The sequence below is a fragment of the Ochrobactrum sp. XJ1 genome (assembly GCF_024701725.1).
GTDB lineage: Bacteria > Pseudomonadota > Alphaproteobacteria > Rhizobiales > Rhizobiaceae > Brucella > Brucella anthropi.
In genome coordinates this window covers 128,437-152,840 of sequence record NZ_VDGD01000009.1, presented here as the reverse complement: position 1 = coordinate 152,840, position 24,404 = coordinate 128,437, and the positions used below count along the sequence as shown (strand labels likewise).

Sequence of the window (24,404 nt, the reverse complement as noted above, 5' to 3'; positions counted from 1 at the left end):
TTTCGGGGGAGAAGATCAGCGCGTGACTTCACGCTGCCAGCGCTGGCGCCAGGACGCGACATCCTTGGCGATAACGGACGGCGACGGGAAGTAGAGTTTGCCGTACATGTCCGGCGGCACGACGGACGCGGTCTTTTCGTTGAGCGTGACGGTCGTGTTGACGGGGCCGGCATACATTTTCTCGGCAAAGCACTTCTGCGCATCGGCCGAAATGACGGTGTCGATGTATTTGAGCGCCGCTTCCGGGTGCTTGCCACCCTTCGGAATGACCATCGTCACTTTGATGCCGATCGCGCCTTCCTTCGGATAGGCAATGGCCATCGGTGCGCCATTGTCGGCGGCGATCGTCGCACGGTCCGGATAGAAGGGAGCAATCACCGCTTCACCGCGTTCGAACATCGAGATGATCTGGTCAGGTTGGGTGTAGAAGGCAACAGCACTCGGCTTCAGCTCCTTGACCGCCTCAAAACCCTTGTCGAGATTGGTCAGATCGCCACCGCGCAGACGGTTCATGGCGATAAGGAAATGCACACCGGATGTGCCAGCAATATCGGGCAGCGCCACCTTACCCTTGAATTCCGGTTTGAACAGATCGGCCCAGGAGGTCGGCGCTTCCTTGACGACCTTCGGATTGTAGGCGATCAGCGTCGCGCTCCACTGATACTGGACGAAGTATCCGCCCTCGCCGACAGCGCCCCGGGCGAGCTGCGCGCCATTGGCCAGCTTGGTCACGTCGACCTTTTCCAGCAGACCTTCGGCAGCGAGCTGGGTTGCAAACGAATCGTCGATGTAAACGGCGTCGAAATCTGACTGCCCGCCGGTTGCGCGGATCATTGAAGCGAACTGCGAGGAGTTGCCCTGCTGGACCGTCACCGTATTTCCCGTTGCTTTCGCGAAGGGCTGGATATGGCAGGCATCCGCCGACTTGGCGAAGCTGCCGCCGAAGGCGCCGACCACGATATCTTCAGCGGAAGCGGTCGTCGCAAAAATGGAGGCGGAAAGGGTAAGCGCAAGCAATCTGGAATTCATTGATGTTCCCCTTGTTGATGTCTGCTGCTGAGCGACATGGAACAACAATAATTTACAAAAGGCAATATTATCTTTCGCGAAAGATAGCTGAAAGATTTTGCATTTGATGTAGAATATAAAGGCAATCGCCTATCGAGAATGCAGCAAGGCTCTCACGCCAGCTTAACGCTCAACTTTGTTGCATTTCTGGTTGGGCAGGCCGATCGACAGGGACCTGCGGCATACTATTAATCACCATCATCCGCCGCAGGAGGTTCGTTAGAAGATCGAGCTCATCCTTAGAAAACATCCGCACCATATGTGACTCGAGACCGGCATGCGCCGGCATGGTGCTTTCGCTCAAAACATAGCCTTCGTCGGTAAGCTCGACGATCGTCCCACGTCCGTCGTGCGGATCTACCAGGCGACGAATGAACCCCTGTGCCTCGACCTTGCGGATCAGGTTCGAGACCCCGCCGGAGGTGATTAACAGCGTGTTCTGCAACTGCGTGGGCGACATCCTGTAGGGTGCTCCGACGCAGCGCAGGGTCGCGATGATGGCATAGGTGGAATATTTGATCCCGAATTTTGCGAGATTGGCGTTCATCGCCGACATCAGCATTTCACTGAAATGAAGAATTCGCCCCGTGACAGCTTTTCCGCTGCAGTCGATCTCCGGCCGCTCCTGCTGCCAGTAGCCAATACCGACATCGACAATATCGGTCATTTCATCCATCATTAGTCTCACCTCAAAATGCCTTTGACTTATATTTATCTTATCTGAAAGGAATTTTGAAGGTTTGTAAATGCATCTCGACCGCACCCGCATTTCTGCGAGGCGACCGAAATCCGATAGTGAAGAGCGCAAGGCAGCTCCGCCCCTAACAGCCCTTGTTTGATGTTATTTAGAGATCACCGGCAACGAATTGAGCGCGACCGAGGCCGAACGACCAGTCGACCAGTCGTCATCCGTGTTTTGGATAAACGAAATCATCACATCGCTTGATTCTATCCCACACTCGTCTTTCAAGTCTGCGCAGAGATTTTCGTAGAATGCCAGTTTCGCCTCTCAATACCGAGGGCGCGAGACGACTTCCAACAGGACGAACTTTTCGGTGCGGGGAATGTCGAGGCCGGTGTCGAGCGCCTGCAGGTGTGAGGCTTCGTGCTCGGTCAGAATCTGGTAGCGGTCGCGCTCCGGGACTTTGAAAGACCGGACCATCGAATGATGAGCCGTGTCGAGAAAAAGTTTGATCTCTTCCTGCGTGCGACCCTTGAGGACATGAAATTTCATAAGCGGCATAAAGCATTCTCCTGCTTTGGGTTGCCCTCCTCCCAAAACTTGTAAACTGTCTGATTATTTCGGTGATCGGGCGGCCTGAAAGACCGCCCAGAGCGCGGATCAGGCGGTGCGCTTCAGCGCGTCGCCGATGATCGAGACGATCGTGCCGATCTGCTCGCGCTCGACAATGAGTGGCGGCGAGAGCGCGATGATATCGCCAGTGACGCGGATCAGCAGCCCCTTGTTGAAGCAATCGACAAAGACGTCATAGGCACGCGTATCTTCTCACCGTGCCTGTGCGGCAGGTGTCCTAGATGGGGTTCGGGCTTGCCGCACGCGTCACCGCCATCGGTGCAAGCGTTCTTCTGGCGCTGTGGGTGGCGATGATTGCATTGTTCTACTGGACGAACGATCTTTCGCACACGGCAACCCGCCTGCCGGCCGAACAGTTGAAGGCCATCGTCACCCTGATCGACGCGACGGCACCGGCCCAGCGTCCGCTAGCGCTGGACGCGCTCCAGTCCTCCATGCTCTCCCTCTCGCTTCTGGCGGCTCCCGCCCCACCGGCCGGCGCTGCCGAGATGCGTGACGAAAGCGGTTTCGCGACCTACCGCGAATTGCTCGGCGCCCGGTTGCTGTCGATCCGGCTTCTTGAAGTGCCCGAAACCATCACCCGGCCCCGCCTTTTCCAGCGCGCCGCCCGACCGCTATCCTTTCAGGTAACGCTCGCCGACGGTCAGGTGCTTCTTGCCGAAGCGCGCACCCCATTTATCGTCACCTTTTACGGCCTGCCAGCCGGCATGGGGGCCGGCCTCGTCGGCACATTGTTTGCGGCCATAGCCTTCTTTCTGCTGCACCGGGAAATCCAGCCGCTGACCCGGCTTGCCGCGGCCGTGGACGCCATCGACCCCTCCGGTGAACCGGTTCCCCTGCCCACGATCCGCGCCACGACACCGGAAATCCGGGCGTTGATGCGCGCTTTCGAGCGTCTGCAAAGCCGCCTTCGCGTCATGACCCGCTCACGCATGGCGCTGATCGGCGGCATCCAGCACGATGTGCGCAGCTTCGCTACCCGCCTGCGGCTTCGTCTCGAGCAATTGCCCGATGCCGCCGAGCGCGAGCGCGCGACTGCCGATATCACCGACATGATCGACCTGCTCGACAACGCGCTTCTGACTTCCCGCGCCGGCGTGGGCGCTCTGGAAGAGGAAATGCTGGATTTGGCCGAATTCCTGCGCGGTGAGGTGGCCGATTTCCGCCGCGCCGGCCAGCCGGTGGTGCTGGAGCCCTTTACCCCGGATGGGGAGGCCTGGATGATCGGCGATCGCCTGGCACTGCGGCGCGTCATCGGCAATATCGTAGACAATGCCGTGAAATACGGCCGCAGCGCACGCGTTTCCCTCATGGTGGACAGCCGCACGCTGCATGTGCTGATTGCCGATGAGGGGCCGGGCTTTTCGGTACGGGATGGCGAACTGCTGCTGGAGCCCTTCGTGCGCGCAGAGCCCCCGCGCGCCCGCGCGACCGGTGGCGCGGGGCTGGGGCTGGCCGTTGCCCGCACGCTGATCGAGGCGCAGGGCGGCTCGGTCAGGCTTGGAAATGGTCAGCAGGGTGGTCTGGTGGAATTGGTCCTGCCCCGCTTCACGTCCACCTGAGGCGCAACAAAACGCTACATTTTCAAACAGCCGGAACATTCCGGCGAAAACTGCGGGCCCCATCCTGTCATCATCAGGAACACAGGAGGACGCCGTGAAAAATCGGATTATCGTTTCCATTGCCGCCAGCATGATTTCTGAGCGGACGCTTGACCCGCAATCCATCAACGCGATCCTGAAGCAGCGGGCGGAGATGGCCGGGCTGGAGCCAGCAGAATTCTCGGCGCATGGGCTGCGGTCGAGCTATCTGACAGAGGCCGCCAATCGCGGCGTCCCCCTGCCCGAAGCCATGGAGCAGTCGCGACACCGCTCGGTGCAACAGGCGTCGAGCTACTACAACAATGCGACGCGGTGCAGCGGAAGGGCGGCGCGGCTGCTTTGAAGTGATTTTACGTTGCCCCAAGCGTGACCAACGCCGGCTCCACTGCGACATGCTTTCGAACATTTGTGTTCACCAAGGATGTCGATGAGACTCGGGCCATTCACGTAAAACCCTGCAAGACAACCTGCGGTTTTTCACGTAGCCGCGATTTCCTTCGCCAGCCGCATAAGCGCCGCGACCTCTCGCCGGCGCATGTTCCGACTGAGGCATGTGACGTGTTCCATGTAAATCTGTGGCATCTCGACGATTGGCAGACGTACAGGCCCATCGCTGCGAGTCACCGCCTGCTCGAACATGAATCCGATCCCGAGCCCTTGCGTAACCGCTTCATAAAGCGCCTCGCGTGCGCCCAGCCGGATAACCGGATCGAGGATTAAACCGCAGGCTTTCAGCGCAGCGTTGACAGCCTCCTGCGTCAATGACGTTTCCGTGCGAAAGACGACCGGCTGATTGACCAGTTCATGGAGCGATACGGGCGTGCCCCGACGCGCAAAGACATGCTCGGGCGGAACGAGTGCCACGACCTTCTGACCAACATAGGGAACGGACGAGAGATCGGAGTCGGTGGGCGCCTCGGTCACGATGGCCGCGTCGCAACGGTGGGTCATCAAGGCATCGCGGACCTGATGCCAGTCTCCGAACGTCGCCGTCACCCGAACACCCGGGTAAATTCGCTTGAACTCGGCAATAAGTTGCATGGCCGGGTTGGGCGCACCGCACATCACGCTCAGTTCGCCAAAGCTCAACGCCCGGGACGCGGCAAGAATGTCGCGGGCAATATTCTCGATATCGCCAATTGCCCTTGTTTCGGCAAAAAGACGAACCGCAAGCGGTGTCATGCGCACCCCCTGCCCGGTCCGTTCGAACAAAAGCACGCCGAACTCGCTTTCCAACGAACGGATCTGCGCCGTTACAGCCGGCTGACTGAGGCCGAGCTTGCGGGCCGCACCGGAAACGCTGCCCTCGCTGGCAACGGCATTGAAACTGCGCAGCTGGGCATGACTGATAGACGTCGACACGATTTTCACGACCCATAAATTGAATTTATATCACGTCATATAGATGTAAATTGAATTTTATATGACCACGCCAACTCAGGAAAAGGCGTCGTCATGGCTCGGCTGGAAATTGAACGGATCGGCAAGCGGTTCGGAACCACGGACATCCTTAAATCGATCGATCTCGATATCGCGGATGGCGAGTTCATCTCACTCGTCGGACCTTCCGGCTGCGGAAAATCGACTTTGCTGCGGATCATATCCGGGCTGGAACAACAGAGTGAAGGGCATATTCGCCTAGGCGGCAACGCCGTAGACAATTTGCGGCCACGTGACCGCGACCTTGCAATGGTGTTCCAGTCCTACGCTCTTTATCCCCATCTTAGCGTCGAGCAGAACATCGCTGTGCCGCTTACCATGCGACGCCTCGGCTCGCTGCAAAGGCTGCCTTTTGTCGGGGCCTTACTGCCCGGCGTGCGCCAGCAGCGTAAGACCATTGCATCCGATGTCGATGCCATTTGTGAGAGCCTTTCGATTGCCCCGCTTAAGAACCGCAAGCCGGCCGCGCTTTCCGGCGGTCAGCGTCAGCGCGTGGCCCTTGCCCGCGCTATGGTCAGGCAGCCGAGCGCCTTCCTCATGGACGAACCGCTCTCCAACCTCGATGCCAAAATGCGCGTGCAGGCACGCGCGGAAATCGCAGCCCTTCATCGCAAACTTGCGACCACCTTCGTCTATGTCACGCATGATCAGGCCGAAGCCATGACCATGTCGGACCGGATTGCCGTCCTGATGGAGGGTCGCCTGCTACAGGTCGGCAGCCCGGACGAAATCTACAGCAAGCCGCAGGACCTGCGCGTCGCCCAGTTCATCGGAAGCCCCGTTATCAACACGGTCGAAGGTCATGAAATCGACGGGCGTTTTGTCGGGATGGATCGCAATGGTGAAGCATGTTCGACGGGCGAACCCGTACATCTCGCCTTCCGGCCAGAAGCAGCCCGCCTCACGGCGCCCGGCGCCGGCATGTTCGCGGGCCGGGTTCGACATCTGGAAAACCTGGGCTCGGAGATATTCGTTCAGGCCGAGACGACGGACGCCCGGACGCTGACAATCCGACTGCAACCGGAAACGCCACGTCCCGGTATCGGCGAGACCATCGGCATCGACGTCGATGCGCGGCACTTCCATGTCTTCAGTGTCGATCTTCGCCGCCGTAAACCCGTCTTTCTGCCGGGGGGCGCGGCATGAACGGTCGACTTTCCATCGCCTGGCTTTTCATGACCCCGGCGGCGGTGCTGATGATGGTGTTCCTGCTCGGACCACTGGTCGCGGTCTTCCTGCTGGCGTTCACGGATTACCAGCTTGGCGCATCGACCGTTGAAATGATCGGCCTCGCAAACTTCCGTCAGCTTGCCGATGATCCGGTGTTCCGCCGCTCGCTTGGCAATACGCTGCTTTACGCCATGATCGTCGTGCCGGGCTCGGCCGCACTCGGCCTTTCTGCCGCACTTCTGGTCAATGCACGCCAGTCGTTGCGCACCTTCTATCGCACGGTCTTCTTTCTGCCCGTCATGGCAAGCCTGATCGGCATGGCGATCGTTTGGGAGTTCATGCTGCATCCGGGGTTCGGAATTGCCAACCACATCATGCGGTTTCTCGGCCTTTCACCACAAAACTGGCTGAACGACCGGAACCTCGCCCTGCCGGTTCTGGCGCTCATCGGCATCTGGCAGAATTTTGGGTTCAGCATGGTTCTGTTTCTGGCCGGCCTCGCCAACATTCCGGCCGATCTTTACGACGCCGCCGAGATCGACGGGGCACCGAACGCCTTCGACCGCTTCCGACTGGTGACATGGCCACTGCTACGACCGGTCACCGTCTTCGTGCTTGTTACCTCGGCAATCCGTTCCTTTCAGGTTTTCGATACGGTTCATGCCTTGACCAAGGGTGGACCGGCAAAAGCGACAGAAGTGCTGCTCTACACCATCTACGCCGAGGGGTTCGAGTTCTTCCGAACCGGCTACGCCGCCGCCCTCAGTGTCGTTTTCGTCCTCATCATCACCGGCCCCGGCCTGCTGCGTCTTCTCCGCTCGAGCCGCAAGGAGGAAACTGTATGAGACACGGTCTTTCCTGGAGCCTTGCGGGTTTATTCCGCCATGCGATGTTGCTTGCCATCGCCGCCTTCGCACTCATGCCCTTTGCGGTGATGCTGACCACCTCGATCAAGCCTGCGGCGGAAATCTTCACCGAGGGTTATCGCTGGTGGCCCCATCAGACGGCCTTCATCGCCAATTACACCGAGGCGCTGACGCGCGTTCCGGTCGCCCGTTACCTCCTGAACGGGGTCGTCGTCACGGTCTCGGTCCTTTTCCTGCAGATGCTCGTCGCGATGCCGGCCGCCTATGCGCTTGCCAAACTGCGCTTCATCGGACGCAAGGCCGCCTTCGGTCTGGTGCTCTTCTGCCTGCTCATCCCCTATCACGCCATTGCCGTGCCCTTGTTCATGTTGCTGCACATGACGGGCTTGCTCGGCGGTTACGCGGCGCTTGTCCTGCCCTTCACGATTTCCGCCTTCGGCATCTTCCTGATGCGGCAGTTCTTCGTGAGCGTTCCCGACGATCTGCTGGACGCCGCCCGCATGGATGGCCTCGGCGAGTTTTCCATCGTCTGGCGTGTGATGCTGCCGGCGAGCCTGCCAGCGCTTTCGGCCTTCGCGATCTTTTCGGTCATCGCCCACTGGAATGACTATTTCTGGCCGCTGATCGCCGTTTCCGATGACCGCTACTTCACCCCGCCGCTCGGTATCGTTGCCTTCCGCAACGCCGAGGCTGGCGACGATTACGGCCCGCTGATGGCCGCGACCACCATCATCGTGCTGCCGCTCGTCGTATTCTTTCTCATCGCCCAGCGCCGCTTCATCGAAGGCATCGGCTTTACGGGCGTGAAATAACCCCCCTCCTCCCGCAACCCAACCGGAGACCTCCCGAAATGAAACATCTCATGACTGCGGCAGCCTTCGTGCTCGCCGCAACGGCAGCGCATGCCGAAACGGAAATCGTCGTGCAATATCCCTACGCCGAACTGTTCGACGCCACGATGAAAGCGGAAGCGGAAGCCTTCTCCGCAGCGCATCCGGATATCAAGGTCACCTATCGCTCGGCCTACAAGGATTATGAGGACGCCTCACAGCGTGTCCTGCGCGAAGCGATCACCGGCTCTACCCCGGACGCGACCTTTCAAGGCCTGAACCGCGTTCGGGTTCTGGCCGACAAGTCGGTTGCCGTGGCGCTCGACAGCTACGTCACGGCGGAAAAGAACTTCAGTCTGGATGGCTATCATGCCGGCATGCTCGCCGCAGGCGAAGCCAATGGCAAGGTCTACGGCCTGCCGTTCGCCATCTCACTGCCGATCATGTATTACAACCTCGACCTCGTGAAGCAGGCGGGCGGCGACCCGGACAATCTGCCCAAGACCTGGGACGAGGTGATCGCACTTGCCAGGAAGATCAACGGGCTTGGCAACGGTGTCCACGGTATCGCAACAGAATGGGCGATTTCAGGAAACTGGATGTGGGAAGCCATGATCCGCGCCGAAGGTGGCACGCTGATGAAGGCCGACGAAACCGACGTCGCCTTTGATAGCGAAGCCGGCCGGAAAGCCATCCACCTCCTGGCCCGCCTGGTCACGGAAACCCAATCCCCCAATCTCTCGGTCAGTGACATGATCGCCTCCTTCTCCGCAGGCAAGATCGGCATGTATTTGACCAGCACATCGCGCCTGAACACGCTGCAGAAGCAGGCGGGCGGAAAATTCGCGCTGAAAACCTGGACCTATCCGGGTCTGGTGCCGGGTGTGTCGAAGCTGCCCGCCGGAGGCAATGTCGGCATGATCCTTTCCAAGGACCCCGACAAGCAGAAGGCCGCCTGGGAATTCCTGAAATTCGTCAGCGGCGCCGAGGGTGGCGCAATCATGGTCAAGACCACCGGTGCATACATGGCACCGAACACCAAGGCCGCCGAAGGTCTGAAGGACTTCTACGCCGCCAATCCCAACCAGTACACCGCCGTTTCGCTCCTGCCGTATTTCACCGGCTGGTACGCATTCCCCGGCGAAAACGGGCTGAAGATCACCGACGTGATCAAGGACCGCCTGCAATCCGTCATGGACGGCACGCGGACCAACGAGCCGGACAAGGTTCTGGCCGACATGGCCGCCGACGTTCGCGCCCTTCTGCCGCGCAAGTAACCCCCAGGGCCGCCCGGCAATCCGGGCGGCCCTGAACGCCGAACGGGCAGCTACCGGAAATGCTCCGGCCGCCAACAGGAGAGCCCCATGAAACTCATCCATCTGACCGATACGCATCTCGTTCCCGCACCGGCCCGCCTCTACGGGCTGGACCCGCGCGCCCGGCTCAAGACGGCGCTTGCCAGCATAGCCACGCGCCACGCTGACGCCGATGCGCTGATCGTGACCGGCGACCTCTGCCACTGGGGCGAGGAAGCCGCCTATCGCGAACTCGCGGATCTGGTCGCCGACATCAGGATTCCCGTCGTTCTGATGATGGGCAATCACGACGACCGTGCCGCTTTCCGCAAAGTGTTCCCCGACGCTCTAAACGATGGAAACGGCTTTGTGCAGGGAAGCCGGATCATCGACGGTCACCGTCTGCTTTTTCTGGACACCAAGGAAGATGGAACCCATGCCGGCCACTACAGTGCCGAACGGCTGGCCTGGTTTGAACAGACACTTGCCGAAAGCGACGAGTCCATTCTGCTCTTCATGCACCACCCGACCTTTCTCATCGGCATTTCCTCCATGGACGCGTTGCGCCAGCAGGACAGCGACGCCCTGTGGGCAGTGCTCGCCCCCCATGCCGCACGCATCCGCCACATCTTCATGGGTCATATTCACCGCCCGATCTTTGGCAACTGGCACGGGATCTCCTTCTCCATCCTGCCGAGCCTGATGCATCAGGTGCCGTTGCGACTTGATGGGCATGGCCGTGACGTTCCGGGCAGCCACGAACCGCCCGCCTACGCCGTTGTCGATATCAGCGGAGATGCAGTCGTTTCGCATCTCGATTTCTTCATGGACGCTTCGCTGCGGTTCCCGCTGGATGGCCACGAGGTTCACGGGCGCGACTACGCCCTCACCTTTCCGCCCGCGTCCTGAATGCTATCTCATCGGGCCGCGCGCCGATCGACACGCTTGACCGGCGCGACCCATCTCACCATGAAAGCAGAGTTTTCCTTGAACCCATCAATTTCAGCAGCCAAGGGGTATCTCGTAGACCTCGACGGCACACTCATGAGCGGCGGGCAATTGCTTCCCGAAGCGGATACGCTGCTCGGCCTGCTCCAAAACCGTTTCGTGATTGTCTCCAACGATTCCGAGCATACGCCCAGCCAACTGGAACGAAAGTTCCGGCAATGGAATCTGAAGATACCCGCAGACCGCATTCTTCTCGCGGGCACATGCGCCCTGGAAACGATAGCCCGGCGTCAACCCGGCGCGCGTATCCTGATTATCGGCAGCACGGCGTTGAGGCGCCATGCGCAGAAGCTAGGCCTCGTTCCCGATGCGGAGCGACCGCAGGCCGTTCTCGTCGCGCGCGACAGGAGGTTTACCTTCGAGCGGCTTTACAACGCTGTGAATGCCGTAAAAGCAGGCGCGGAGCTTTACGTCGCCTGCCCCGACCGCACCCACCCCGCACCGGATGGCGGGTTGTTCCCCGAAGCAGGAGCACTTGCCGCTGCGATTTTCGCCTGCGTCGGCGACGTTTCCCACCATGTCATCGGCAAGCCGGAAACAGCGCTGTTCCATATGGGATGCGAACGACTTTGTATCGCTCCACAAGACGCCGTCATGATTGGCGACAACCCGCTGACCGACGCCGCAGGCGCGGCCCGGGCCGGCCTTCGCTTTCTGCAAGTGGAGCCGAACAGGCCACAATCCGCCATTCGTTTCTGGCGTGATTATCGAGCGCTTGCCTGAACTGTGTGTTTGCGTCTGCGACCGAGAAAGAACAGCCTTATGTGAAAGGTCTGCATATCCCAAGCCCAATTGGGTGGCCACACAGCTGCCCCCTTTGCACCTGTTGGTTTAGGAATTTATGTTTTATGGAGGGGATTTAGCGCCGATGATCGTAGCGCCTTAGCGTACTGAATCGTAATTTCGGGCTATTGTCGGATAGTATGGAGTAGGAACTGGTTGCGGGGGCAGGATTTCACCTTAACTTGCGATGTTCAACGCTGGCGGATCCATTGCTTATGCTTTTGGATGCCGAGAACCGGATGGGCCTATTTCGTAGTGCTGCGTAGGGTCGCCATTGTTACCAGACCAGCTTTAGCTCTGCCCTGAAATAGTTGCTATTGCGGCCGCCCGCAGCTTCAAGCGCCGACCCGACCTGATAATGAACAGCCTCCAGCGACCCCGTAAGATTGGGATTGAAGCGGTGATCGGCCTTGACCTGCAGATAAGTCCCCGTCCATGCAGAGCCCTCACCCGCTGTGCCAACAACGGGAACGCTTGGCAGGGTGTAGATGTCGTCTTGCGTCGTGTGGCGCCAGAGCAGCCCGACCCCAGCCATTAGAGCCAGGTCTTCTGCCGGTTGAAGCGTGAGCGATGGTTTTACGTGAATGAGGTTGGCGTATCCAGTATGACCGCCGAGCGAGAAATAGAAGCCATTCGGAAACAGCGGATTGAATGTACCGAGTGTGCCATCTCCCGCATCGCGGTCGCCCGATGCGACATCGAACTGCAGACCGATCCGCGGTGACCAAGTGAGCTCCTCGAAGGTATAGCCGGTCCTCGCACCCACGGCCCATTCCAGAATGTCGGCCGAGCCGACCTTGCCAACCTGCCCCATTGCCTCCGCGTCCCAGTCAAAACCGGCGTAATTGCCGGCCGACCGGATATCGAAAACGTGCCTTTCCTCTTTGCCCGATGCTGTGAGAAAGGCGGCGGCCTCGCGCCGATAAAGGGCGTAATAGGCGGAGGCCTCGATATCCGGTGAGAGCTGTCGCTCCACGCGGGCTCCGCTGAACGTCGCGCCGCTACTTGATCGATCGTCGAAAGGATCGTCGTCGTGATACTGAACAGGCTGGCTGACAAGACCATAGAAGCGCCATGCATTCGTCTCCCACCCGGCCCAGACAGCGTCGAATGACTGGCGAACATTTGGTCCATCGCGCGTCGAAACGAACCGCTCCAGGTCAAAGGCAAAGTCTTGACGGCCGACCCTTGCCCTGAACGTTCCGATGTCGGTCTCCTGCGTATAGCCGATGAATGCTTGCCGAAGGTCAAACCGGTTTGCATCGTTAGGACCGACCACCGTCTTGTCTAACGCACGCACATCCTCGAACTGCGTGAACACTTGCCAGTTTTTATTCAGGTGAGCATCGATATGGAGCTGCGCGCGCTGTAACCCGTATGTGTCTCTGGGGTTCGTACGCACGGTTCCGAAAGCGGGTGCGTCACTGACTTCGAAGATCTCGCGGAGATTGAGCCCAAACGAGATGTAGCTGTCGGGATTGGCGGGAAACAACGGAATGTATTTGAAACTGTCCAACGGCTCAGTCCGCAGTTTCGGGTCCGCGAGAGACGACCAGTCCTCCTGCGACCGGTCGGCTTTTATCGAGGGCCTCTTCTGCTCCAACAGAAGATCATCCGCAGCCAGGGCAGACCGGTAGTCCCATTGTGCAAAGGCGACGGCGTAAAGCGTAAGCAGGAGTGACTGCGCGTAGGGAGCGGATCGAAGGCTGAGCGCCAATGATATACCGGGAATGACATATTTCTTCTGGCCGATCATTGGCTCTCTTTCCGGCTTTCGCCACATGGCAACGTCCTATGTCAGCTTTTGTGGGTGATCGCGGGCAACTGCCACTAATCCGGCGAAGCACGCGGCGATCCGAGCGCTGCCCGAACTTGGGATCCCGTAACCCTACGGGCTTAAGGTGGAATCGTTTGGCTTCGTCCGCGAGGCTATGCGCGTGTGCGATGCTAGATGATTTCGGCCAATTCAATCACGTTCCCAAAAGGATCGGCGATGAAAGCGATCTTGCTGCTGATCTCATCCACCTGAAACGGTTCGACGAGGATATTGACGGCGCGGCGGCGCAGCTCGTCTATCGTGGCTTCGATATCGGAAACGGTCAGGCAGAAATGATGGTAACCAGCGTAACTCAAGCTATCGGTCAGATCCTTGTAAGGCGGTAGCGGGTGCGGGTGGCCACCTGCAAGCAGTTCGACCATGAACCGATCGTCATCTGGCGGCGCGAGAAAGGCGAGCTGCTGGTCACCATAAGGCCACATGTGGACGACGCGCCAACCGAGCTTATCCTGATACCATTTTATGGCGACGTCCCGATCAGGAACACGGATCGCAACGTGATGTCCGCGCACATCGGCGAAGAGCGAGGATGTTCCATCACCCTGCGGATTTGAGTGTGACAATTTCTATTCTCCTGAATGTTACGACGGACACCTTGCCGCGCGTTGTTTTCAACGGGGGGTAAGCATTCCCTGTCAGTGTCGGCATGGTTCTGAATGGCGTCGAAGCCTCAGTCCAATGACCTTTCAGGGAAACGCGGAGGGATTTTCCGCGGGGTTCATTTTTCCCCGTAATAGGTGCCGAAATATTTCACGGGCGACCAATCTGGAACGATCGCAGGCAGTCGTGGTGATAGATCGCTATATTCCTGCGCACCAAACACGACCCTGCCGTCCATGACAGTCAGAACGGAAGAAACGGATTTGATCTGATCCTCCGGCACCGAAAAGTAATCCCTGTCGAGAACAGCGAAATCCGCGAGAGTGCCGGGGGCGATCAGGCCCATTTCGGACTCCGTGTTCATGAACCACGCTGCGCCATTGGTGAACAGTTTCAGCGCCTGCGTGCGGGAAAGCCGATTGTCGCTGGCGAGGACCTCGGACCCGGACACCGACTTCCCGGACACCATCCAGCTTAAAGCGACCCACGGATTGTACGTCGCTGCCCGAAAGGCATCGGTGGTCATGGCCAGAGGAATACCGCTATCCACGAGCATGCGCAGGCGCGGCGTCTGTAGCGCCTTTTCGCGACCATATGTTTTTATAAAACTATCCGCATGCAGCGCCATCTTGGCATCGAGGGCAATACCGCCGCCCAGCTTTTTCACCCGGGCGATGTTCTCCGGACTAATGGTCTCGGCGTGTTCGAGACTCCATTTCAGGCCATCGAGCGGGATCGTTTCGTTTACCTTTTCCAGACCGTCGAGGAAGGGGGAGATGTTCTCGTTATAGCTGATGTGCATGCGGAACGGGACACGCCGCTCTACCAGCTTCATCACATCCTGCTCGACGAAACGCCGCATCCTCTCAGGCTCGATAATGACCGCCGGACGATCAAAATTCTCATGATCATGCACTTCGCCGCTCAGAACCTCCCCGGCGCCCCGATATTCGTGGCCATGTGCCAGGTTGGGATGCAGATTTTCACCCGGACTTATCGGCGCCGTTTTGGTGATCGCCTCGATTTCGAGGTCCACCATGTTTACCGGCCCACCGTCCCCTAGTTGCAAGTCCACAAAAGGCATGCGCACGTTGAGGCGGTTGTCTCGCGCGAGCACGTCTACCCTTGCCTGTGCCTCCGGGTAAGGAAACCTGCCGCCGTTATCGATGATCGAGGTCACGCCGAAACGGTTCAAGCCGTGAATGCTGTAGATCAACGAGCTCACCTGTTCGTCGAACGTGGGCTGTGGCACCATGCTTTCGAGGGCAAGGAACAACCAGGTATAGCCATGGACCACACCAGTGGGCTTGCCTTGGCTGTCCTTTTCGAATTCGACGTCCGGTATCTGTGGGAACCGATCGGTTCCCACACCAAGGGCCTCCATCGCCTGCTTGTTCAAGAAAGCTTGGTTGTAAGCATATTGCACGATCATGGGGCGATCGGGCACGGCCTTGTGCAGTTCTTCCAGCGTGGGAAAGCGATTCTCTTCGAATTGGTAGGGCGACCACCCTCCGATTACTTTGACCCATTGGCCCTCAGGCGTGCGGACAGCCTGCGCGCTCAGCATCGTCAATGCCTCGCGCAGCGTGGGGACCCCATCCCATCGCACATTGTAGCTATAGGCCAAATCGTTGAGAACATGGATATGGGCATCGATGATGCCGGGGATCAGCCTGCGGCTGCGAGCATCAATGATTTCGGTCTTGGAATTCTTCAGACCGATAATGTCCGCATCAGAACCGACCGAATAAATACGGCCTTTCTTGACCGCCAAAGCCGAAGCTTCGGGCTGAGCACGGCTGCCGGTGAAGATTTTTGCATTGATAACGATAAGATCAGCGCCGGGCTGTTCCTGCGTCATTTGGGCCTGAGCTACCGAGAAAGAAAGACTTGTCACACACGCGATGATTATTTTCCTGATCATTTTTCCCTCGATCGACTACTTCACAAATTGCGCTGATGCGGAAGCTGGCGCCCTGCGGACGGTTGCAATGGATTGACGTACGTTGAAGCTGTCGCGAAACGGCATCGCTTTCCATCCCGTCGTTGAAGGGCGACTCCTCACACGGCACCTTGGCAACAATGTCCAAGTGGACTTTGCCATTGCAATTTCAGCTACGGTAGGCCATCAAAATGCCACACCGTGTCGCCGAAAAGGAAACGCCAATGGATATCGAGGAACTGCGCACCTTCGTGGAAGTCGCCGACGCCTCCGGCGTCACGCAGGCAGCGCGCCGGCTTGGGGTTTCCAAATCGCTCGTCAGCCGACGGCTTGCTCGGCTTGAGCAATTTCTGGGCGTTCAATTGCTCGCGCGAACGACGCGCGGCGCCTCCTTGACCGAAGCTGGCGCGACGTTTCGCGAGCATGCGGCAAAAATCTGCAATGAGTTTGATGTTGCAAGGGACGCCACTCTTCCCTCAGGAGATCTTCGCGGCCGGTTACGTGTCGCTGCACCGCTTTCTTTTGGCCCGACACATTTTGCTCCCATCCTCTCTCAAATGGCGCGCAGACATCCGCAACTGCAAATCCTCTCTTCCTATACCGATCGTTTCGTCGATCTCGTCGGAGAGGGTTTCGACTGCGCCATTCGGCTTGGCCATCTTCAAGATTCTGTCCTGGTCGCGAGACGTGTCGGGTCGATCTTCGGCATCCTGGTTGCGAGTCCTGAATACATCGAAGTTCACGGTGCTCCGGTAACACCGGACGAGATCGTAAATCATCAAGTCGTCATGCGGGACAACGAGATGTGGCAATTCATGGACGGCGACAGGATCGTTACGGTACGTCCCCAGGGGCGCTTTGTCGCTGATAGCGGAATATCGCTCGTATCCGCCGCTCTGGATGGTATTGGGATCGGCTACCTGCCGGAACCGCTTGTCGCGGATCATATTCGTTCGGGTGCATTGGTGTCAATCATGACCCGCTATCCGATTCCGCCAGCCGGCATCTTCGTCGTAAGGCCACCCGGCCAGCATCCCTCGCGAAAGGTGAGGATACTGACTGAAATGCTCATCGAACGTTTCGGAACCGCAGCCGTCAAGGAAGGCGCAGCAGGCCTCGGCAGGCAAGACGAACGATCAGCTTGTGTGTGACGGCAAGCTTGCAGGTAGACCGGTTCTCTCAAACTCTGTGGCTTCGCAAAATAGATCGCTGCCCTGAAGTCAAATCAGGTTCTCGGATCAGCGATCACGAATGGGCTTTCTCTTTTCGCCAAGCTCATCAGCAATTTAAGGGACCACCGACGCAACAACTGCGTGATACTGGGTGTCGATGAATAATCCAGCGCTATTTCGCTGGATAAGGCTCGAAGTCAGCGGACCAATAGTGCCTGGCGATATTCTGGGCGTTGCGGATAACGTGATAGGCAATTTCGGGGTTCCCCCCTTCGAAAGTATCCGGGTCTGCATCACACATGAGACAATACATTCTCTGATGAACGACTGCCGCAAAATATTGCAATACCGGCGCAGCATCTCCCTGGCCGATTGCTCGCATTTCCTCGAGCGCCCTTCTGGTCGCCTCTTCCAGAGCGCAGGAGACCGCGGCAGCTAGAGCCTTGTCGGTGCGACTGATGACCTCGGCGATCTGGCGCTCTGCCAAAGTTAGTTCAGGAGTGTTTTCGGCCATTGTTCATCTCTCCGGCAGCAGCTTGAAGGGCCTGCCTTGCCTACTGAAACCTGTAGGTGCTCTTCCGCATAACATTCCTTATGGCCGGCTCTGGTTCCATCAGCGGAATTTTTCACTTTCTCAAGACATCCTGCCATTCCGCATGGCGTTCGATCTGCGCTTTCGCGAATGGGCAAAGCGGGATGATCGTAATGCCTTCGCGCCGGGCATCCTCGACCGCCCGGCGGACCAATTGCTCGCCGATTTTCCGGCCACGCAACGCGGCAGGAACATCCGTGTGGTCGATGATGATCAGCTTTTGCCCCGCACGACTGTATGTCATCTCGGCTTCGTGCCCATCAACGACGATCCGGTAGCGTCCCTTGGACTCGCCATCTTCCCGTTCAACCTCCTCGCTCAACGTATTTCCTCCGTCATCAATCCTATATCTAACCTGCCGATCCGCCCCATCCACGATTGGCCTCTTAATTGAAGCCGATCGGCAAAACTCAATCGGGCAAGGGAATGTGCTCATCCCGGTCGTCAATCGGGAGATCGAAACGCCCCTTCCCCCAGTTCTCGGCACGCCATTCGGCCTTGGCCTCTTCGATACGCTCCTTCGAGGAGGCGACGAAGTTCCACCAGATATAGCGTGGTCCCGAAAGTGTCGCGCCACCGAGGGCCATAAGCCTTGCACCTTGGTCGCCAGCGGTCACCGTGATCCTGTCACCGGGACGAAACACCATCATCTGCGGCGCTTCGAAAGCCTGGCCGGCAATCGAGATAGTGCCTTCGACGATATAGATCCCACGATCCTCGTGATCGTCCGGCATGGGCAGGCGTTGATCCGGCTAGATTTTGAAGCTTCCACGGTCAGCGTAGCCTTGCGGCCACACTTCCAAAGATGCGACTTCTTCCAAACGGTGCTTGCGGCACGCGAATTCAGGGCCGCTGGAAGATACCTGAAGCCAGGCACCGTCCCGGCGTTCCAACCAGCCTGTCGCAAAAACCTCGCCGGCGCGGAAGTTTCCGTTGAGCGACCGGACAATCCGAAGCCCGTCCTCTGTTGGCCAAAGCGCCGCGTGGATCGACAGTTCATCAAATCCGCCATCATGAACCGATGCGACAGCCGGAATGCTTCCGATCGAGAACCGGAATGAAAATGCTTCGCGCCGCTCAACGTATTCACCACCCGGCCAACGATTGTCACCGGGCCGGATCGAAAACAGGCGCTGCTCAATCCCTGCGTTGATGGCTGCCACCATCACATTGCGCCAGGCCCGCTTCAATCTCGAAGTAGCGCCGCGACGTTGTGCTAATGCCGCCTGCCTCTACTGCGAAATTTTGTAAATGGAACGGAATGTCACTTTCGTTCACAGCGTGCCCGGAAACGTCCGAGAGCCGCTTTTCGAACGACAGACGGTCAAGCAGCACGAAGTTAGGGTCCTGGTCGTTGCCGGCTTCGAGCGCCGAGACAAGGGCAGCATGCGTCTTGAATCCACACGCTGCCACAAGGGCTTCGGTCAAATGAGAAGACCGGACTGTAGGAAAATAGTTCTTGAGAGCACGCTTAGCCGAGCGTACCCCCACTTCAGTGAAGGAGATGGATGTCATCGGTCAAATCCTCATAGCTCGTCGATGTCTGCGGATTACACATCGAGCGAATATGACGATCGACCATAAAAATACGCGAAGCCCACTTTGACCCCGCAGAAGGTCTGGTGAGACGGCCACAACGATAATTGGGAACCCGTACCGCTTGTGTCAAGGAATGCAAATACGCTAATCTTTGATTCTGCCGCTGACGTCGGCGTGGCCGCTGCCTGGCGAAGGATTATTGATCCAACGTTCCTCCTGATAGCTCACGTGACCGCAACTTTGTCTGGCCGCCTGAGACGAGCAGCGCGTCGACAATGGCCGGAACGAAGGATGCAACGATGTATTCGACGCTCAGCGGCGCCAAAAGCCACGCCAAGCAACTTAAGCGTATTCTCAGCGCAAGTAGTCTCATCTATTCGCTGGCAAAATGCCAAGCCGCGGTCGCACGCGCGGGTGGCTTCCGGGACTGGCATGATTTGACCACGAATTTGCAGATTGGTGCCCCTCCGAGGCCGCTTTTCGACTTTTGGGGCGCGCTCATTCAGCAACTGCCCGGTCCATGCCATCTTCCGGTTCGATCGTACCTTAGAGATCGCGAGGACGTGTCTTGCAACGAGCGCGGTCTGTTACAAAGGTGGGTGCGAGATGTCATCCCGTACTGTGCCAGCCTGGAACTCATTCATCGGAAGCATTCCTCAGTCCTGATACCTGGTTCGGGCAGGGGACAAAAGTTGCGTCTTGAGATCGTTTCAGGCCTGCTTCTCAATATCGAAGGGCAGGAGGACTTCAAACCAGAACTCGATCCCGAAACTCTTTCCATCGTCCTTCGCGGACAGCCCGCGTCACTCTTGCCAACGTTGGCTCAAAAAGCCGACTTTTCGCATGAGATCGACGTGCTGATTTCGTCGGAAATCCTACGGATCGAAAACGAAACAACAACCATTCTCGGCCCGCCGAACTCCTCGCTTCGCGATCAGATAGTGCGCCGGGCGCAGCGTTGGAACAGCCAAAAGGAGTCTGAGTCCAAGACCTTTGAAATCAGCGAAGAACTGGCTTCCCGGCTGAAGCTTCAGTTAGAATTGGACCGCGCCGAAAGCGGTCCAAAGGCCCCGTATGACGAGCTTGAGCACCTTGGGGTGGTTTTGGCAAGTCGGTTTTCCGTGGTTCACGAGTTTAAAACAATGCAAGCCGTCGTTGACGGAATGGGGTCGACCATCCGTCCCCGGGTAGCGTCGATCTGGTGTGATTCCAGGGCGTGTGCTGTTTATGCCGTGGAGATTAGACTCGGCATGAACCACCCTGCGCTGGCAGAGCAGATCCGTGCTTGCTTCCAGCGAGCAACTGATGGCTTCAATGGTCTCACGGTGAGCCATGGTTCCAATACAGAATTTTTCAATCCGGAATGGCCCGGGTTTGAGCACGATGATCAGGAAATTGGGGTAGACGAAAACACCTTCTGAATTTTTTTGACAAGCGTCGCCAGAGAGTCGCGGTCGTTGACAGCAACTCGTCTGGAAACCTGGGTTCAGCCCCTACTGAGCTCGGTATATGTGCGGAGACGCACCAAAAGCATCTGCCTTCGTCTCATCCCTTCTCTGGAAGCCCTCAGCTTGCAGAAATTTTGGATGGAAAATGAAACACCCGGTTGGCTCTCCTCTTTGAGATGTCATCCTAACGTTGTATTCCTTGAGAAATTATTGGGGGGTGAGGATGTCGAATCGCAAGTCCAAGGCTGGATATCTCTCCGAATATACGCTTGACGACAAATATCTTCTTCGGCCGGACCGTAAGCACGGTCGTGCGGGTATTGATACCGCGCGGACGCGTGATTCTCGCGAAGTGCTTATCAAGACATGGCCTCGCGCCAAGGGCGCCGATGACCAGGATTTGGAAGTTATCTGGCGCAGCGAAATTCGACAGCTACAACGGCTGTCTGCGGTTCCGCGGGCAGATGACCTTTTCGTGTCAATGGTGGCAAGCGGCAAGGACAAGGATGGATTTTATCTGGTCATGGACCCCGGACAGGGAAGCCCACTTGAAGTTCTGCTCAATGCAAGCCGAAGGCCTTCGCTTTTGGCGCAGGCCAGACAGCCTCGCTCACGCCGTCTCCTCTGGGCGAACATCCTTCGCCTCGCAGATGGCGTTGAACTACTGCACTCTCAAGGTACCATCCATAGAAATATCGACCCTTGGTCCGTTGTGACCGCGCTTGGCGAAGAGCCCGATTTCCGTCTGACCGGTTTTGAATGGTCGATGCGCATCGTTGCCATTGATACAAGTGATGGGAAGAAGGTTAAAGCGCCTCGCGAGGAGAGAACTTTTTCCTTCGCTCATGACTGGCGCGACTTGGCGCATCTGGCCGCCATCGTTCTTGATATCCCGCTCGCCCCGCTAAACGATCTGAAAATCGTCGCCTCGCGTGTCGCTGAACATGCCCCAGCTGCAGAGGTGAGACTTTTGCGGGCCATGCTCGGGCTTGAGCACGTCGAGCGTTTGGACGGTGAATATATTTCGACCCGAATTCAGTCGATTATTGACGATATTGCCGCCGAAGTCGCTGGAAAAGACGCCGCGCTTTGTCTTGCGGTAAGGCTCGGCTCCGGAAGCCCTCTTTCCGAAGCCATCAGAAAGGCTTCCCAAAATGAAATTGAAATTGCCGACGACGTACAACAGTTGCGTTTCATGCGTGACGATCTTGGTGAGCAGGTTCAGCTCATCGCGCTGCGGGAAGGAGGAACCTCGCGCTATGTCCTCCTCGGTCAGCGTCTTACCTATAGACTGACGCCCTATCGACGTCCGAATTCGCCGGATGCCCCGACATGGGAGTTCGCCTTTTCGGAACGAGTTGATCTGGAGCCGCCTGCAAAGCAGCAGGTTATCGGTGAAACCCTAATCAACACAGCGTCGCTGGACCTCGTCAAAACTGGAGACGCCGCGCAATCGTTTCCGCGCAGACGTGGGAAGGTTCAGCACTGGGATGACTATATCAACCGTACGGTTGGGCAGGCGGCGCATAAGTCGGACATGGCCCGTATGCACCAGGCATTTGCGCTGCTTCTGATCTTGGAAATGGCATATGCGGCTGCCGACATATTTCCAATTGAAGTTGTCTCGAAAGGAAGCGGAGATAGCATCGACCAAAAGGTGATGCACGTCGTCTCTCGCATCGATAGAGATCGTGCTGATCTTTCCACCCACCTCGGCTTAGAGGCGCCGGCAGTCAGGTTGAAGAAGCTGTTGAGCTCCGAAACGCCGAGGGATGAAGGCGGATGGATTTTCTCCGAGCCTGGGACGCTCGGCGACCGGTCGCCAACCAGCACCGCCTGGCGTTTCATTGATTTCGACGAACTGAACGATGTCGAATGCATGAAATTCGAAGGGCAATCTTTACCTCAGACGCGGTCCTTTGGTTTTCTTGTCCCGTCCGACATGTCGGGGCGAATTGCGCAGTTCAAACGCCGCCTCAAAGCTCTGACCGCATTGAAGAATCACGGCGAACTTCTGCGGATGTTCGTGGATCCACGGCTAAAGATTGACGACAGTCAGGATCCTCTCGACGAAGAGACCGAAGCGTTCAAGAAGCTCGACCAATCAAAACAGCGCGCGCTTCGCGAGATTCTCTCGACGATTCCCCTATTCCTCCTTCAAGGCCCGCCTGGAGTAGGCAAGACATACCTCGTCGGCGATCTAGTGACGCGTCGTATGGAGGACGATCCAACGGCACGCATTCTTCTGTCCGCCCAAAGCAACTCCGCGATCGACCACCTGATGAATGAGGTTCAAGCAATATTCAAGTCCTCCGATGAGGAAAACGGTCCGTTGATGGTGAGAGCACGCGCCGCTGATGACGACGAAGCGGCAGGAGAGCTTGAGATCGACGTGCAAGCTGACAAGCTCTTACAGGACTTATCTGCAAGCCCGCTTATGCAGGAGGCCGCCCCTCGCTTGGCATCAAGGGTGCGTGCGCTCGCGAGCGTGAAGACTGCGTCTGGTGCGCGGCGTTCCGCCGGAGATGGGGCTGGCCGGCGCATTGCAGCCGAGCTTCGCGCTTTTGAAGGCATGATCCTCCGGGCCGCCAATTTGGTTTTCGCAACCACAAACTCCGCTGCGGTCGAGCGATTGATAGAAGAACAAGGTCTGTTCGATTGGACCGTTGTTGAGGAAGCCGGCAAAGCCACCGGTGGCGAGTTGCTCTCCCCGCTCCTTTTATCGCACAGGAGGCTGATGATTGGGGATCACAAGCAGCTGCCCCCGTTCGACGTCGACAAGATGGCCAAGCTTTTGTCGTCCACAAGTGCGGTGCAGGATGTCGTCAAGCTCGCGGAAAGTCTGGTCTCAAGATATCTTAAAGACCCCGGAATTGACGAAACATTTGATGAAGTTTCCAAGGCTGGTGACGATTTCGGCCGAACTTGTGCGGAAGCCTTGTCATTGCTGACCTTATTCGAGACTTTCGTTGAACGGGAGTTGTCGCGCCAGAAAAAACGCGACATCGGCCCTCGTATTGCCCGCCGGCTCAACGAGCAATACCGCATGCATCCTGCTATAGCGCGGATCGTTTCCAAGTGCTTCTATGAAGGCGAATTGGAAACCAACGCCAAGCAAGCTGCGAAATTCGCAACCACCACTCCTCCCCTCAAGAGTAGCAATCCGGCAATCTTGCCGGATAAGCCGATTGTCTTTGTTGATATGCCCTACGCACAGGAAGAGGGCCCTGGCGGGCGCGGCGGAGAACGAGCTCCGCCTTGGTCTAATCCCGACGAAGCAGCCGCCGTTGTCCAGGTTCTGAAACACCTCCTCCCCCAGGATGCTGAAAAAAAGCCTTCGCTTGCTGTTCTGTCCCCCTACTGGCAGCAGGTTCGGCGCATTGAGCGGATGATCGATCAGAACCGAACTGGGTCCCTGTCAAATCTGTCCAGCTTTGAACCTGCCGTTGACGCCGGCGCCTTTTGCGGCACCGTGGATTCGTTCCAAGGGGGCGAAGCTGACGTCGTTGTCGTTTCCATGGTGCGCAACAATCATCATACGACGCCCGCGCGTGCGCTCGGTTTTTTGCGAGACAACCGCAGAATGAACGTCATTTTGAGCCGCGCGAAGTGGCGTATGGTCATCGTGGGCAGCCTTTCGTTCTACAAGCATGTCGTTTCCGCGGCGCAGCATCTTCCAGATCAGGACATTGGCTTTCTGTCTGATTTTCTCACGGCTCTCGACGCTGAAAAAGCGGCAGGGCAGGCAGCAGTCGTCAATTGGGGCACATTGAAGGGGGCGAAGAAGTGACAACGGTCCAGGTTACTTTCCCAGTCCTGAGGGGCAGCAGGCGCTTCATCATCGAGCGCGGCCGTCGATGGAGCGTTATCGAACACCTTCTCCTCGATGCCGTTTCGA

Annotated in this window: 21 protein-coding genes and 3 pseudogenes; 11 read left to right on the top strand and 13 right to left on the bottom strand. The window is 57.9% G+C overall.

What is annotated here, in order from left to right; all coding sequences use genetic code 11:
* Nucleotides 1-15: 15 nt before the first annotated feature.
* The 4 genes and pseudogenes from FG152_RS17655 to FG152_RS17640 all read right to left on the bottom strand — a co-directional run.
* A complete protein-coding gene (locus FG152_RS17655) occupies nucleotides 16-1,029 on the bottom strand; it encodes an ABC transporter substrate-binding protein (protein ID WP_498987546.1) in 1,014 nt (337 codons plus the stop codon).
* Nucleotides 1,030-1,198: 169 nt separating this feature from the next.
* A complete protein-coding gene (locus tag FG152_RS17650; RefSeq protein WP_498987544.1) occupies nucleotides 1,199-1,747 on the bottom strand; it encodes a MarR family winged helix-turn-helix transcriptional regulator in 549 nt (182 codons plus the stop codon).
* Between the two features lie 166 nt (nucleotides 1,748-1,913).
* Nucleotides 1,914-2,311 (bottom strand): annotated as a pseudogene (locus tag FG152_RS17645) (tautomerase family protein).
* Nucleotides 2,312-2,410: 99 nt separating this feature from the next.
* A pseudogene (locus tag FG152_RS17640) lies at nucleotides 2,411-2,566 on the bottom strand (aspartate aminotransferase family protein); the annotation flags it as partial.
* A 38-nt stretch (nucleotides 2,567-2,604) separates the two neighbouring features.
* On the opposite strand from FG152_RS17640, the gene FG152_RS17635 reads away from it, so the two are divergent.
* Together FG152_RS17635 and FG152_RS17630 are read left to right on the top strand one after the other, a co-directional pair.
* Nucleotides 2,605-3,945, top strand: coding sequence for a sensor histidine kinase (locus tag FG152_RS17635; RefSeq protein WP_498987543.1), 1,341 nt, complete (start codon nucleotides 2,605-2,607; stop codon nucleotides 3,943-3,945).
* Nucleotides 3,890-4,327, top strand: a complete 438-nt coding sequence (locus FG152_RS17630; protein WP_498987861.1) for a tyrosine-type recombinase/integrase — start codon at nucleotides 3,890-3,892, stop codon at nucleotides 4,325-4,327. The genes FG152_RS17635 and FG152_RS17630 overlap by 56 nt, the downstream gene beginning before the upstream one ends.
* Nucleotides 4,328-4,461: 134 nt before the next feature.
* Here FG152_RS17630 and FG152_RS17625 read toward each other — a convergent pair whose 3' ends face one another.
* Nucleotides 4,462-5,346 carry a LysR substrate-binding domain-containing protein gene (locus FG152_RS17625; RefSeq protein ID WP_498987541.1) on the bottom strand — a complete coding sequence of 295 codons (885 nt, stop codon included), beginning with the start codon at nucleotides 5,344-5,346 and terminating at the stop codon, nucleotides 4,462-4,464.
* Between the two features lie 93 nt (nucleotides 5,347-5,439).
* Here FG152_RS17625 and FG152_RS17620 point away from each other — a divergent pair, with 93 nt between their 5' ends.
* The 6 genes from FG152_RS17620 to FG152_RS17595 all read left to right on the top strand — a co-directional run bounded on the left by FG152_RS17620 (nucleotide 5,440) and on the right by FG152_RS17595 (nucleotide 11,316).
* On the top strand, nucleotides 5,440-6,570 hold the full coding sequence (locus FG152_RS17620) for an ABC transporter ATP-binding protein (RefSeq protein ID WP_498987538.1): 1,131 nt from the start codon (nucleotides 5,440-5,442) through the stop codon (nucleotides 6,568-6,570).
* Nucleotides 6,567-7,439, top strand: a complete 873-nt coding sequence (locus tag FG152_RS17615) for a carbohydrate ABC transporter permease (RefSeq protein ID WP_498987536.1) — start codon at nucleotides 6,567-6,569, stop codon at nucleotides 7,437-7,439. The genes FG152_RS17620 and FG152_RS17615 overlap by 4 nt, the downstream gene beginning before the upstream one ends.
* Entirely contained in the window at nucleotides 7,436-8,272 is an 837-nt protein-coding gene (locus FG152_RS17610) for a carbohydrate ABC transporter permease (RefSeq protein WP_498987533.1), read from the top strand. The genes FG152_RS17615 and FG152_RS17610 overlap by 4 nt, the downstream gene beginning before the upstream one ends.
* 38 nt (nucleotides 8,273-8,310) lie before the next feature.
* Complete coding sequence (locus tag FG152_RS17605) at nucleotides 8,311-9,567, top strand: ABC transporter substrate-binding protein (protein WP_498987530.1); 1,257 nt, start codon at nucleotides 8,311-8,313, stop codon at nucleotides 9,565-9,567.
* Nucleotides 9,568-9,654: 87 nt separating this feature from the next.
* A complete protein-coding gene (locus FG152_RS17600) occupies nucleotides 9,655-10,494 on the top strand; it encodes a phosphodiesterase (protein WP_498987529.1) in 840 nt (279 codons plus the stop codon).
* A gap of 78 nt (nucleotides 10,495-10,572) precedes the next feature.
* Nucleotides 10,573-11,316 (top strand): HAD-IIA family hydrolase, encoded by a 744-nt coding sequence (locus FG152_RS17595; protein WP_498987526.1) that lies wholly within the window; start codon nucleotides 10,573-10,575, stop codon nucleotides 11,314-11,316.
* 337 nt (nucleotides 11,317-11,653) lie between these two features.
* On the opposite strand, the gene FG152_RS17590 is transcribed toward FG152_RS17595, so the two are convergent.
* From FG152_RS17590 to FG152_RS17580, 3 genes are all read right to left on the bottom strand, one after another.
* A complete protein-coding gene (locus FG152_RS17590) occupies nucleotides 11,654-13,132 on the bottom strand; it encodes an alginate export family protein (protein WP_498987858.1) in 1,479 nt (492 codons plus the stop codon).
* Between the two features lie 191 nt (nucleotides 13,133-13,323).
* Complete coding sequence (locus tag FG152_RS17585) at nucleotides 13,324-13,776, bottom strand: VOC family protein (RefSeq protein WP_498987523.1); 453 nt, start codon at nucleotides 13,774-13,776, stop codon at nucleotides 13,324-13,326.
* A 155-nt stretch (nucleotides 13,777-13,931) separates the two neighbouring features.
* The gene (locus FG152_RS17580; RefSeq protein ID WP_498987521.1) at nucleotides 13,932-15,737 is read right to left on the bottom strand and encodes an amidohydrolase; all 1,806 of its coding nucleotides are present in this window, start codon (nucleotides 15,735-15,737) and stop codon (nucleotides 13,932-13,934) included.
* A gap of 242 nt (nucleotides 15,738-15,979) precedes the next feature.
* Here FG152_RS17580 and FG152_RS17575 point away from each other — a divergent pair, with 242 nt between their 5' ends.
* The gene (locus FG152_RS17575) at nucleotides 15,980-16,906 is read left to right on the top strand and encodes a LysR family transcriptional regulator (RefSeq protein ID WP_498987855.1); all 927 of its coding nucleotides are present in this window, start codon (nucleotides 15,980-15,982) and stop codon (nucleotides 16,904-16,906) included.
* A gap of 193 nt (nucleotides 16,907-17,099) precedes the next feature.
* Here FG152_RS17575 and FG152_RS17570 read toward each other — a convergent pair whose 3' ends face one another.
* From FG152_RS17570 to FG152_RS17550, 5 genes and pseudogenes are all read right to left on the bottom strand, one after another.
* Nucleotides 17,100-17,441 (bottom strand): hypothetical protein, encoded by a 342-nt coding sequence (locus FG152_RS17570; RefSeq protein WP_498987518.1) that lies wholly within the window; start codon nucleotides 17,439-17,441, stop codon nucleotides 17,100-17,102.
* A gap of 112 nt (nucleotides 17,442-17,553) precedes the next feature.
* The gene (locus FG152_RS17565; protein WP_498987516.1) at nucleotides 17,554-17,841 is read right to left on the bottom strand and encodes a GNAT family N-acetyltransferase; all 288 of its coding nucleotides are present in this window, start codon (nucleotides 17,839-17,841) and stop codon (nucleotides 17,554-17,556) included.
* Nucleotides 17,842-17,929: 88 nt separating this feature from the next.
* A pseudogene (locus FG152_RS17560) lies at nucleotides 17,930-18,268 on the bottom strand (pirin-like C-terminal cupin domain-containing protein); the annotation flags it as partial.
* A gap of 3 nt (nucleotides 18,269-18,271) precedes the next feature.
* Nucleotides 18,272-18,685: a hypothetical protein gene (locus FG152_RS17555; RefSeq protein ID WP_498987514.1), complete on the bottom strand. Its 414-nt coding sequence runs from the start codon at nucleotides 18,683-18,685 to the stop codon at nucleotides 18,272-18,274.
* Entirely contained in the window at nucleotides 18,657-19,034 is a 378-nt protein-coding gene (locus FG152_RS17550) for a hypothetical protein (protein ID WP_498987511.1), read from the bottom strand. Before FG152_RS17550 ends, FG152_RS17555 begins: the two co-directional genes overlap by 29 nt.
* Nucleotides 19,035-19,357: 323 nt before the next feature.
* Between FG152_RS17550 and FG152_RS17545 the strand changes: the two genes are divergently transcribed.
* Both FG152_RS17545 and FG152_RS17540 read left to right on the top strand, forming a co-directional pair.
* Nucleotides 19,358-20,479, top strand: a complete 1,122-nt coding sequence (locus FG152_RS17545) for a hypothetical protein (protein ID WP_498987510.1) — start codon at nucleotides 19,358-19,360, stop codon at nucleotides 20,477-20,479.
* A 250-nt stretch (nucleotides 20,480-20,729) separates the two neighbouring features.
* Nucleotides 20,730-24,296 (top strand): DEAD/DEAH box helicase, encoded by a 3,567-nt coding sequence (locus tag FG152_RS17540; protein ID WP_498987507.1) that lies wholly within the window; start codon nucleotides 20,730-20,732, stop codon nucleotides 24,294-24,296.
* Nucleotides 24,297-24,404: the final 108 nt, after the last annotated feature.